At 36.1% G+C, this 11,147-nt stretch carries 11 protein-coding genes; 6 read left to right on the top strand and 5 right to left on the bottom strand.

Features of this window, described 5'->3' with window-relative positions; genetic code table 11:
- The first annotated feature begins 65 nt into the window (after nt 1-65).
- The gene (locus ISU00_RS04360; protein WP_228852822.1) at nt 66-674 is read left to right on the top strand and encodes a superoxide dismutase; all 609 of its coding nucleotides are present in this window, start codon (nt 66-68) and stop codon (nt 672-674) included.
- Nucleotides 675-1,374: 700 nt separating this feature from the next.
- Here the strand turns inward: ISU00_RS04360 and ISU00_RS04355 are convergent.
- The 4 genes from ISU00_RS04355 to purN form a co-directional block, all read right to left on the bottom strand.
- Nucleotides 1,375-3,273: an amidophosphoribosyltransferase gene (locus ISU00_RS04355; RefSeq protein WP_228852821.1), complete on the bottom strand. Its 1,899-nt coding sequence runs from the start codon at nt 3,271-3,273 to the stop codon at nt 1,375-1,377.
- Between the two features lie 43 nt (nt 3,274-3,316).
- Complete coding sequence (locus tag ISU00_RS04350) at nt 3,317-4,243, bottom strand: PfkB family carbohydrate kinase (protein WP_228852820.1); 927 nt, start codon at nt 4,241-4,243, stop codon at nt 3,317-3,319.
- 78 nt (nt 4,244-4,321) lie between these two features.
- Nucleotides 4,322-4,939, bottom strand: a complete 618-nt coding sequence (locus ISU00_RS04345; protein ID WP_228852819.1) for a ribonuclease H1 domain-containing protein — start codon at nt 4,937-4,939, stop codon at nt 4,322-4,324.
- Complete coding sequence (gene purN, locus ISU00_RS04340) at nt 4,932-5,504, bottom strand: phosphoribosylglycinamide formyltransferase (RefSeq protein ID WP_228852818.1); 573 nt, start codon at nt 5,502-5,504, stop codon at nt 4,932-4,934. Before purN ends, ISU00_RS04345 begins: the two co-directional genes overlap by 8 nt.
- A gap of 255 nt (nt 5,505-5,759) precedes the next feature.
- Between purN and ISU00_RS04335 the strand changes: the two genes are divergently transcribed.
- The 5 genes from ISU00_RS04335 to pyk all read left to right on the top strand — a co-directional run bounded on the left by ISU00_RS04335 (nt 5,760) and on the right by pyk (nt 10,025).
- Complete coding sequence (locus ISU00_RS04335; protein WP_010519573.1) at nt 5,760-5,993, top strand: acyl carrier protein; 234 nt, start codon at nt 5,760-5,762, stop codon at nt 5,991-5,993.
- Between the two features lie 14 nt (nt 5,994-6,007).
- Nucleotides 6,008-7,258 (top strand): beta-ketoacyl-ACP synthase II, encoded by a 1,251-nt coding sequence (gene fabF / locus ISU00_RS04330; protein ID WP_228852817.1) that lies wholly within the window; start codon nt 6,008-6,010, stop codon nt 7,256-7,258.
- Between the two features lie 7 nt (nt 7,259-7,265).
- On the top strand, nt 7,266-8,000 hold the full coding sequence (gene rnc / locus ISU00_RS04325) for a ribonuclease III (protein WP_228852816.1): 735 nt from the start codon (nt 7,266-7,268) through the stop codon (nt 7,998-8,000).
- A gap of 89 nt (nt 8,001-8,089) precedes the next feature.
- Nucleotides 8,090-8,569 (top strand): IPExxxVDY family protein, encoded by a 480-nt coding sequence (locus ISU00_RS04320; protein WP_228852815.1) that lies wholly within the window; start codon nt 8,090-8,092, stop codon nt 8,567-8,569.
- A 13-nt stretch (nt 8,570-8,582) separates the two neighbouring features.
- Nucleotides 8,583-10,025 carry a pyruvate kinase gene (pyk, locus tag ISU00_RS04315; protein ID WP_228852814.1) on the top strand — a complete coding sequence of 481 codons (1,443 nt, stop codon included), beginning with the start codon at nt 8,583-8,585 and terminating at the stop codon, nt 10,023-10,025.
- Here pyk and dinB read toward each other — a convergent pair whose 3' ends face one another.
- Nucleotides 10,026-11,111, bottom strand: coding sequence for a DNA polymerase IV (gene dinB, locus ISU00_RS04310; RefSeq protein WP_228852813.1), 1,086 nt, complete (start codon nt 11,109-11,111; stop codon nt 10,026-10,028). It abuts the gene before it with no gap.
- Between the last annotated feature and the right edge of the window lie 36 nt (nt 11,112-11,147).

Genomic DNA, 11,147 nt, shown 5'->3' with positions numbered 1-11,147 from the left:
ATTTTTAATTGCGCTTCATTATAGCTAAATTTGAGTGAAATTTTAACTATTAAAAATCACAAATTATGGCTTTTGAATTACCGAAATTGAAATATGACTATGATGCCTTAGAACCATATATTGATGCTAGAACAATGGAAATACACCATACCAAACATCATCAAGGTTATACATCAAAACTTAACGATGCAATTAAAGGCACTGACCTAGAAGGAAAAACTATTGAAAATATCCTAATTAATTTGGATATGGACAATGCTGCTGTTAGAAATAATGGAGGTGGGTTTTATAACCATTCCTTATTTTGGGAAGTGATGAATCCCGATAATAAAGGTCGATTATCCGGAAATCTGAAGGATGCAATAGAAGAGGCTTTTAAATCTTTTGATGGATTTAAGGCTGAATTTTCTAGTGCTGCTGGTTCAAGATTTGGATCTGGTTGGGCATGGTTATGTGCTCACAAGGGGGGCAAAGTTGATGTTTGTTCTACTGCAAACCAAGATAACCCGCTTATGCCGGGTATAGGATGTGGAGGTACTCCAATTTTAGGTATTGATGTATGGGAACATGCTTATTATCTAAATTACCAAAACAGACGTCCAGATTATATTGAAGCTTTCTTCAATGTTATAAATTGGAACGAAGTTGAAAGACGTTACGCAGAAGCGATTTAATAAAATTAGATTTTGTTGTGTTACCAAAGCAGCCTTAGGGCTGCTTTTTTTATGAATATAAAATGAAAAAAGGTGAACGAAAGTTCACCTTTTTTGCCCCAAATCTACCATAAACTTAACCTACTTATGTTATGGTAAAGGCAAATATAAAAGGCTTATATCCTACAGAATTAATTTATTAGACAAACTGCCTAAATATTAGCCTAACCGAAAATGCATGAGATATTCCTTGTCGCCTTATTGGAATTTTTGGGAAAAGTTAGCAAATAAAAAAAGGTGGACTATTGTCCACCTTTTTGCCCCAAATCTACCATAAACTTAACCTACTTATGTTATGGTGATTCAAATATAGTTGTGAAACTTTTGTACTTAGGTAATATTTAGATGTTTTGTTAAAAAAAACTGCCAATGGGTAGATTTTTACGAAAAACATCGTTGAAATGTATCATATCTAATAATGCGTATAGAGGGGTGAGAATGGGATATATTAAATGTTGGCAAATGCGAAGAAAAAGTTTGCGCATAAAAAAAGGTGAACGAAAGTTCACCTTTTTTTGCCCCAAATCTACCATGAACTTAACCTACTTATGTTATGGTTCTGCTAATGTATATCGTTTTTAGTGATAGGATTACAATTTTTAGACGAAATGCACTTTTATCGGTTAAAAGCGCAAAAAATATAGATAAAACGCACCGCTTTCTAATAGGCTCGTTCGTTTTTTCCTTCATAAAAATTCATAAAAGCTCGGTTAACTACCCTATTTCCACCTGGAGTTGGGTAGTTTCCAGTAAAATACCAATCGCCAAGATTTTTTGGACACGCATTATGTAGATTTTCAATAGTTTGAAAGATAACTTTTACCTCTGCATTAACGCCATCATCTGATATTAATTCTGCAATTTTATCAGAAATTTCCTCGGCTGTAAATAATGAATACAGTTCTTTAACGTGGTTCACCACCTCAGTGTCATGATAATTAACTTGTTTCGCACATTTTTTATAAACCTCTTCAATTAAATGATACTTGTCATTCTCCTTTAATAATTCCAGCATACCTCGGAAGGCTACTAAGTCTTCTAGTTTTGCCATATCGATTCCATAACAGTCTGGATATCGTATTTGTGGAGCTGAAGACACAACTATTATTTTTTTCGGATTTAACCGATCGAGCATTTTTATAATGCTCTTTTTTAACGTTGTTCCTCTAACAATGCTGTCATCTATAATTACTAAATTATCATTTCGTTTTATTACCCCGTAAGTAACATCATAAACATGGGCAACCAAATCGTCTCGACTACTATCTTCCGTAATAAAGGTGCGAAGCTTTACATCTTTAATAGCTATTTTTTCCATGCGAGGCGATTCCGCTAAAATTTCTGTTACCTTTTCAGCAGATAATTCCCCTTTACCTTCTAAAATTGCCTTTGTTTTTTTCTCGTTTAAAAAGGTTTCTAATTGGTCGATCATACCGTAAAATGAAGTTTCTGCAGTATTGGGGATATAAGAAAACACGGTATTTTCAGTATCATAATCAATATTCTGCAAAACTTTTGGCATCAACAATCTACCGAGTTGTTTACGCTCTTTATAAATTTCGGCATCGCTGCCTCTAGAAAAATAAATTCGCTCAAAAGAACATGCCTTTCTAGGTAGTGGTTCTACAATTTGCTTTATTGAAACTTCACCTGTTTTTTTAGTGATAATTGCATGGCCAGGATCGAGCTCGATGACATCTTCAAACGCTACATTAAATACAGTCTGAATAACTGGGCGTTCTGAGGCAATTACAACGAACTCCTCATCTTTGTAATAATATGCAGGTCTTATTCCAGCAGGATCCCTCAACACGAAAGCGTCACCATGTCCAAACAAACCAGCCATTGCATAACCACCATCCCAATTTTTCGCAGCTTTTCGTAATATTTTTGCTACGTTTAATCTTTCTGCAATTAGTGGGGAGCATTCTATTTTCGAATAACCTTCTTTCTTTAGCTTCTTGTAGTTTTTGGCTACTTCATCATCTAAGAAGTGACCAATTTTTTCCATTATTGTTATGGTGTCAGCTTTTTCCTTTGGATGTTGACCGAGAGATACTAAGGTATCAAAGAGCTCGTTAACGTTGGTCATATTGAAATTACCAGCAACGATAAGATTTCTGTGCATCCAGTTATTCTGGCGCAAAAATGGATGAACACTTTCAACACTGTTTTTTCCAAAAGTACCATATCTAACATGGCCTAATAATACTTCTCCAATATATGGGATGTACCTCTTTTGCTTTTCTACATCATCGATATATTCAGGGTGTTCAATGAATTCTTTATTGATGCGATCATTAATTTGGTCGAATATATCTTGAATTGGCTGTTGTGCAACTGAACGAATACGACTAATATAGCGTTCTCCAGGGGCCGTATCTAATTTAATACTTGCAAAACCAGCGCCGTCTTGTCCACGGTTATGCTGCTTTTCCATCATTAGATACATTTTGTTCACACCATAAAAAGCGGTACCATATTTTTCCTTATAATAGGATAATGGTTTCAGTAACCTAATTTGTGCGATTCCACATTCGTGCTTAATTGCGTCACTCATTTTATACGTAAAAATAAAACGCGCTCCTTTTGAGCGCGCTGATTTATGTTAATTCAATCTCAAATTGGGTTAGTTGTTTAAATTGTTCCAACCTTTCCCTCAATTCTTGCGGCTTTAGGTCGAGCATTCTTTGGGTGCCAAACTTTTCAACACTAAAGGACGCCAAAGCAGATCCATAAATCACCGCATTTTTAATATTATTAAACTCTATATCTCTCGTGCAGGCCAAATACCCGGCAAAACCGCCAGCAAATGTATCTCCGGCACCTGTAGGATCAAATACTTCTTCGAGCGGTAATGCTGGGGCATAAAAAATTTCATCCTCATGAAATAATAATGCTCCATGCTCACCTTTTTTAATAACAACATATTCAGGGCCCATCTGTTGTATCTTTCTCGCAGCAACCAATAAGGAGTATTCTCCTGTAAGCTGTCTTGCCTCAGCATCATTTATGGTAATGGCATTAACCATGCCAATAACCCTGTTTAAATCTTCAGGGGTATTGTCCATCCAAAAATTCATAGTGTCTAAAATGGCCATCTTGGGTTTAGTTTCCATTTGCTCTAAAACACTTATTTGTACCTGAGGATGAAGGTTGCCCAATACCACAATTTCTGAGTTTTTATGTGATGCGGGGACTATAGGGTTAAAATCTGCCAACACATTTAATTCAGTGACCAACGTATCACGGCTGTTCATATCGTTGTGGTATCGTCCATGCCAAAAAAACGTTTTGCCGTCCTCAACGATTTCTATGCCGGTAGTATCTATATTTCTTCTTTCTAATAAACTTAAATATTCCTTAGGGAAATCGCCCCCAACTATAGAAACTATTGCTGAATTAATATCAAATTGAGAAGCCGCAAGGCCTATAAAGGTAGCTGCACCGCCCAAGATTTTATCAGATTTACCGAAAGGTGTTTCAATAGCATCAAAGGCAACAGTACCAACAATAAGTAATTGGCTCATAAGGGGGTTTTAATTTGCGGCAAATTTACAAAATTAAATTGGGTAAAAAACAAGGGTCTTTTAAGTGCAGGTCAAATCTTATTTTCGACCAAAATCAGCCGGAATTTCTCCCCATATTTTGGTCTCCCATTTTTCAATTTTGGTTTGAAATGTGTTTGTTGTTAACCAATTTTCTGCTCTCTCAATGAGGTCGAAAAGTTCCTTGTTTTTTGAAGTTACTTCTAATTTCGTGTTGCATTTCTTTTTTCTAACCCAAGTCATTGCAGTTTTTGAATCGGTATAGATAATACGAGAACTATTTTTTTTCTTTAGAAAGGCTAAACCATGTACAATGGCTAAAAATTCACCAATATTATTGGTTCCTTCGGGGAATGGGCCTTGTTTAAACAAAAGTTGCTTTGTTCCTGTGTCCACTCCTTGGTATTCCATTATTCCTGGATTTCCACTAGATGCGGCATCAACAGAAATTGAATTTAAGTTTGGCGAAGGACCATGTTGTATAGTAGAGTTTTTACTTTTCTTAAATTGATTGCTAAAGGGTTTTTGAAAGGCTTCTTCGGCTTCTTTTTTGGAAGGGAATGATTTGTATTGGGCGCCCTTAAAATTATCAATCTGTTTTTTGCATTCTTCCCAACTTGAATAAACGCCTGGTTCTAATCCTTTCCATACGACATAGAATTTGTTGTTTTTAGCCATTCGAGGTTAATATTGATTCTATCACATTGGGAAAATGGATCATTTCTAATTCGTGTATTTTGGATGCAACATCCTCAGCTGAATCATAAGGATTGACTTCACAGGAAACTTGAAAAATGATGTTTCCCTCATCGTAACGCTCATTCACAAAATGGATGGTTATACCGGTTTCAGTCTCCTTATTATTTACAACTGCCTCATGCACATGTTGGCCATACATTCCTTTTCCCCCATATTTTGGCAATAGCGCGGGATGAATATTAATTATTTTATTAGGAAAAGCATGAACGAAATTTTCAGGGATTTTCCACAAAAACCCCGCTAATACTATAAGATCTGGATTTAGTTGTTGAGTGTGGCTAAGCACATGATCTTTCGTATAGAATGCGGTCCTATTAAATGAAAAGGCACTTACCTTTAATCGTTTACATCTATCTAAAACTGTTGCTTGAGGATTGTTTGTGAGAACTTGAACTACCTCTGCATTGCCTTTGTTTTGAAAATAGGTTATGATATTCTCTGCATTAGATCCTGAACCTGAGGCAAATATTACTATTCGTTTCATCTCGTCTCTTTATTAGTTGTGATAGGTTGGATTGGCAAATCGATCTTAGGAGATAAGTTAGCAGTTTTAAATTTTAAAAATTACCCTCCTTTTTATTTCAAGCAAAAAAAAGAATAATTATCAACATTCAGAAGCAAGCAATAAAAATCTTAGGTTTTATTTTAGTAAATTACATTCACAAATTCGCAGTATAAGTACGTTTTCAAATAAAAAACTTTATTTTTGCGTCCTAATTAAAACTTAAAATTAAATATTATGTCAGACATTGCATCAAGAGTAAAAGCGATTATCGTTGACAAATTAGGTGTCGATGAAAATGAGGTGGTTCCAGAAGCAAGCTTCACTAACGATTTAGGAGCCGATTCTCTCGACACTGTTGAATTAATCATGGAATTCGAAAAAGAATTCGACATTCAAATACCTGACGATCAAGCTGAAAACATTGCGACAGTTGGTCAGGCCATTTCCTATATAGAAGAAGCAAAATAATTTAAACCCCATTTATGGAGTTAAGGCGAGTAGTAGTTACCGGTTTAGGAGCATTAACACCGATTGGAAATTCCATTGATGCCTATTGGGAAGGTCTTATCAATGGTAAAAGTGGTGCCGCTCCAATAACCTATTTTGATTCTGAAAAGTTCAAAACACAATTTGCCTGTGAACTGAAAAACTTCGATCCCCTTCAATTTTTTGATCGTAAGGAAGCGCGTAAAATGGACCGTTTTACGCAATATGCGTTGGTTGCTTCTGATGAAGCCATCGCAGATGCGGAATTAGATCTAGAATCGGTTGATAAATACCGTGTGGGTGTAATTTGGGGTGCAGGTATCGGGGGTTTAGAAACTTTTCAGGACGAAGTACTAAACTTCGGTTCTGGAGATGGTACTCCTAGATTCAATCCTTTCTTTATACCAAAGATGATTGCTGATATTGCCCCTGGTAATATCTCTATCAAGCATGGTTTTATGGGGCCGAATTACACAACTGTTTCTGCCTGTGCATCTTCAGCAAATGCTATGATAGATGCATTAAATTATATCCGTTTAGGATATTGCGATGTGGTAGTTACTGGAGGTAGTGAGGCTGCTGTAACAAAAGCAGGAATGGGTGGTTTCAATGCTATGCATGCTTTATCCACTAGAAATGATTCCCCTCAAACGGCTTCAAGACCTTTTGATGCCACTAGGGATGGTTTTGTTTTGGGTGAAGGTGCAGGAGCTATCATTCTTGAAGAATATGAGCATGCAAAGAAAAGAGGCGCAAAAATCTATGCAGAATTTGTAGGTGGAGGCCTTTCTTCTGATGCGTACCATATGACAGCACCGCACCCTGATGGAATCGGGGTTATCGCGGTAATGAAAAATTGTTTGGAGAACGCTGGTATGTCACCCGAAGAAGTAGATCATATCAATACTCATGGAACATCAACCCCACTTGGGGATGTTGCTGAATTGAAGGCTATAAAAGAAGTTTTTGGAGCACATGCTAAGGACATCAATATCAACTCAACGAAATCTATGACGGGACATTTACTGGGTGCAGCTGGTGCTATTGAAGCAATAGCCGCAATTCTCGCCATGAAATATGGTACAGTTCCGCCGACGATAAATCATGAGGTTGTGGATGATTCTATTGATCCAAATTTAAATTTAACTTTAAACAAAGCACAAAAACGAGACATTAATGTCGCCATGAGTAATACCTTTGGGTTTGGTGGCCATAATGCTTGTGTACTATTTAAAAAACTCGATTAATCTCTGAATGAAATTCATTCAAAACATATTAAATTCCCGTTCCCAAAATGACGGGAATTTTTTTTTGCAGCTGGAAAAGATTTTAGGGTATAAACCGAGGTCTAAAAAGTTGTATATCAAAGCATTTACCCATAGATCCATGAATTTGAAAGATGAGGAGGGTAATAGCATAAATTATGAAAGATTAGAATTTGTAGGGGATGCTATGTTGGGTGCGGTCATTGCCGCATATTTGTATAATGAGGTCCCGCATGGTGATGAAGGCTATCTAACAAAAATGCGTTCTAAGGTTGTTAGCCGCGAACATTTAAATGAATTGGGGAAAGAACTTCATCTAATTGATTTGGTTGAAAGTAAGATCCCTAAATCTAATTTTGGAAATAATATTCATGGTAATTTGTTTGAGGCTCTTGTAGGCGCTATCTATTTAGATAAAGGCTATAAACAATGCGAAAAGTTCATTTTTAAGCGAATAATCAACAAACATGTTGATATAGATAGGCTTGAAGGGAAAGTTATTAGTTATAAAAGTTTACTTATAGAATGGTGCCAAAAGGAAAAGAAAACTTTTGATTACCATGTTTATGAAGACACTGGGAATGATGAGTTAAAACATTTTTCTGTTAAACTTTCCATTGATGGAAAATTGATTTCCAAGGCTAGGGCTACTTCAAAGAAAAAAGCGGAAGAAAAAGCTTCTAAAAGGGCGTTTTTCGCATTGCAAAATAAAATGTCACGTTGATTTCATTGCATCTTTTTGAATTAAATGGGTAATCCTGAATTTACTATAAATAGGTAAAGTGGTATATTTAACTGATTTTCAACTGAACAATGGCTTTACATAAAATTGATTTCGATGAGTTTTTGGATGATTCGTTTGGGTTAATTGCTATTCATTGCAGTTTAGAGGATTATCGGTTGGCATACTTAATAAACATGGAGTTGGATTTAAGGTTGAAACGACAAGATTTAGATCTAGATTATAAATATAATGCTGCTTCATATAGTATTTATGAGTGGGTTTGCAACAAAGAATATACCACTTGGAATCTTATTAGTAATGTATGCAAAAGGGAAGGAGATATGCTTTACAGTACAGGATCTCTTTTCGAGAATCCCCAACAGACTACCAAAACGTTCCATTTGATTCCAGATATGCCCAAAGTGGATTATTTTCTTAAAATCACCAGTGACCTTTATCATAAGCGCGAACGTTTGTATATTAGCCAACTTCAAAATATACCTCAAATAATTGCCTGTTATCAGGTAGATATTGAAAAAATAAAAAATATAGATCATTTAATTTTCTAAAGTTAAATAAGGAATGATTAGAAGAAAAAAGACCAAAATAGTTGCCACATTGGGACCGGCGACAAGCACTAAAGTGGTTTTAAAAGGGATGCTAGATGAAGGAGTAGATGTCTTCAGAATTAATTTTTCACATGCGGATTATGAAGCTGTGAAGGAACGTATCTCTATGATTAGGGAATTAAATGAGGAATTTGGTTATAATGCCGCGATATTAGCCGACCTCCAAGGGCCAAAATTGCGTGTAGGTGTAATGAAGGAAGAAGTTGTGGTAAATGAAGGAGATGAGATTGTCTTTGCCACCGGTAAACGTTTTGAAGGAACAAAGGAAAAAGTCTATATGACTTATGAAAAATTTCCTCAGGATGCCAAACCAGGTGAACGCATTTTATTAGACGATGGAAAACTCATTTTTGAGGTTGTTGGTTCGGATGGCAAAAGTGAGGTGAAAGCAAAGGTTATTCAAGGTGGACCATTAAAATCTAAGAAGGGTGTAAACCTTCCCAACACTAAAATTTCTCAACCAGCCCTTACTGAAAAAGATATTGAGGATGCCATTTTCGCCATAAAGCAAGAAGTTGATTGGATAGCTCTGTCGTTTGTTAGAAATCCTGAGGATTTAATAGAATTAGAGGAACTGGTTAAAGAACATAGCGAACATAAGATTCCAATAATTGCTAAGATTGAGAAGCCAGAGGCGGTTGAAAATATTGATAAAATTGTTGCTTACTGCGATGGGCTAATGGTTGCTCGTGGAGACCTCGGAGTTGAAATCCCCGCTGAGGAGGTGCCATTAATTCAGAAGCAATTGGTTTTAAAGGCCAAACGTGCTAGAATTCCTGTTATCATTGCAACCCAAATGATGGAGAGCATGATTTCAAGCCTTACACCAACCAGAGCTGAGGTTAATGATGTAGCCAACTCCGTAATGGATGGGGCAGATGCAGTTATGCTATCAGGGGAAACCTCAGTAGGTAGTTACCCAGTACAGGTTATCAAACAAATGGCGAATATAATTCGCTCGGTTGAAGATTCTCCGTTAATTCAGGTTCCTCAGTCTCCGCCACATATTCGTACCAAGCGATATATTACCAAATCTATTTGCTATCATGCTGCACATATGGCAAACGAAATAAGCGCCAAAGCTATTTCAACTTTAACCAATAGTGGTTATACAGCGTTTCAAATTAGTGCTTGGAGGCCTTCTGCACACATTTTAGTATTCACTTCTAACCAACGCATATTAACCCAATTGAATCTTTTATGGGGTGTTAAGGCGTTTTATTACGATAAGTTTGTTAGTACCGATGAAACTATAGAAGATGTTAATGCAATTGCCTGCAATAAGGGTTATTTAGAAGTTGGAGATATGCTCATTAGCTTGGCGGCGATGCCGATTCAAGAAAAAGGAATGGTTAATACGTTAAGGGTTACGGAGATTACCAATTGTAATATCTAATTAAAAATCAAACTCTAACTGTACATTTATTTTTTCTTGCACTTCTAAACTTTCGTCTGCTTCATTGATGTTAAGATTGGAGATGGAAATGCCTAAAAGACGAACAGATTCACGCATTTCTTCTTGATAAAGCAATTCTTTGGAAATCTGAAATATTTCTTTCTCCTCTTGTAAGTATTCCGAAATGGTTCTGCTCCTTGTTTGCAGACTAAAGTCACTATACTTAATTTTTAGGGTAATTGTTTTTCCTTTTATACCAGATTTATTTAGACGTTTAGAAACTTCCTTTGAAATAGACTTTAACTTTTCCAACATAAAAATTTCGGAGGATAAATTCTCGTCAAATGTTCTTTCAGCTGCTAACGATTTTCGTATTCTATCAGGTTTTACAGGGCTATCATGGATGCCACGGACAATATCATAGTAATAACTGCCAGAATTGCCAAAATGGTCTTCTAAATATTCTTTAGATTTATTTTTTAAATCCCAACCGGAGAATATACCAAGTTGGTACATTTTTTCTGCTGTAACTTTTCCAACACCATAAAATTTCCTAATATCTAAACCTTCCAAGAATTCATACACTTCCTCTGGAGCAATTGTCTTTTGGCCATTGGGTTTATTTATATCACTTGCAATTTTGGCGACGAATTTGTTAATGCTGATGCCGGCGGAAGCGGTTAAGCCAGTTTTTTCTAATATTTCTTTCCGAATATTCTTGGCTAATATGGTTGCGCTGGGATGCCCCTTTTTATTAATCGTTACATCTAGGTAAGCTTCATCTAGAGAAAGAGGCTCAACTAAATCGGTATATTCATAGAATATATCCCTTATTTGGGAAGAAACTTCCCGGTATCTGGTAAACCTAGGTTTTACAAAGATTAGATTAGGGCATAACTTTTTTGCCAAATGCCCGTTCATGGCACTTTTTACACCAAATTTCCTTGCCTCGTAACTTGCTGCACTTACCACACCTCGTTTTTCATTTCCACCAACAGCCAATGGTTTCCCTTTAAGGTCTGGATTATCCAATTGTTCAACTGATGCATAAAATGCATCCATGTCTACATGAATAATTTTTCTCATTTACATTAGGTGTATGAAAAATTTCGGATTAACAAG

It is taken from the genome of Aegicerativicinus sediminis (assembly GCF_015476115.1).
Taxonomy (GTDB): Bacteria; Bacteroidota; Bacteroidia; order Flavobacteriales; family Flavobacteriaceae; genus Aegicerativicinus; species Aegicerativicinus sediminis.
This window is presented reverse-complemented; position numbering and strand designations above follow the sequence as displayed.

Bases quoted from the DNA above. Each gene is read 5' to 3' on its own strand.
- ISU00_RS04360 (WP_228852822.1), top strand. From the start codon at position 66: ATGGCTTTTGAATTACCGAAATTGAAATATGACTATGATGCCTTAGAA.
- ISU00_RS04355 (WP_228852821.1), bottom strand. From the start codon at position 3,273: ATGAGTGACGCAATTAAGCACGAATGTGGAATCGCACAAATTAGGTTA.
- ISU00_RS04350 (WP_228852820.1), bottom strand. From the start codon at position 4,243: ATGAGCCAATTACTTATTGTTGGTACTGTTGCCTTTGATGCTATTGAA.
- ISU00_RS04345 (WP_228852819.1), bottom strand. From the start codon at position 4,939: ATGGCTAAAAACAACAAATTCTATGTCGTATGGAAAGGATTAGAACCA.
- purN (WP_228852818.1), bottom strand. From the start codon at position 5,504: ATGAAACGAATAGTAATATTTGCCTCAGGTTCAGGATCTAATGCAGAG.
- ISU00_RS04335 (WP_010519573.1), top strand. From the start codon at position 5,760: ATGTCAGACATTGCATCAAGAGTAAAAGCGATTATCGTTGACAAATTA.
- fabF (WP_228852817.1), top strand. From the start codon at position 6,008: ATGGAGTTAAGGCGAGTAGTAGTTACCGGTTTAGGAGCATTAACACCG.
- rnc (WP_228852816.1), top strand. From the start codon at position 7,266: ATGAAATTCATTCAAAACATATTAAATTCCCGTTCCCAAAATGACGGG.
- ISU00_RS04320 (WP_228852815.1), top strand. From the start codon at position 8,090: ATGGCTTTACATAAAATTGATTTCGATGAGTTTTTGGATGATTCGTTT.
- pyk (WP_228852814.1), top strand. From the start codon at position 8,583: ATGATTAGAAGAAAAAAGACCAAAATAGTTGCCACATTGGGACCGGCG.
- dinB (WP_228852813.1), bottom strand. From the start codon at position 11,111: ATGAGAAAAATTATTCATGTAGACATGGATGCATTTTATGCATCAGTT.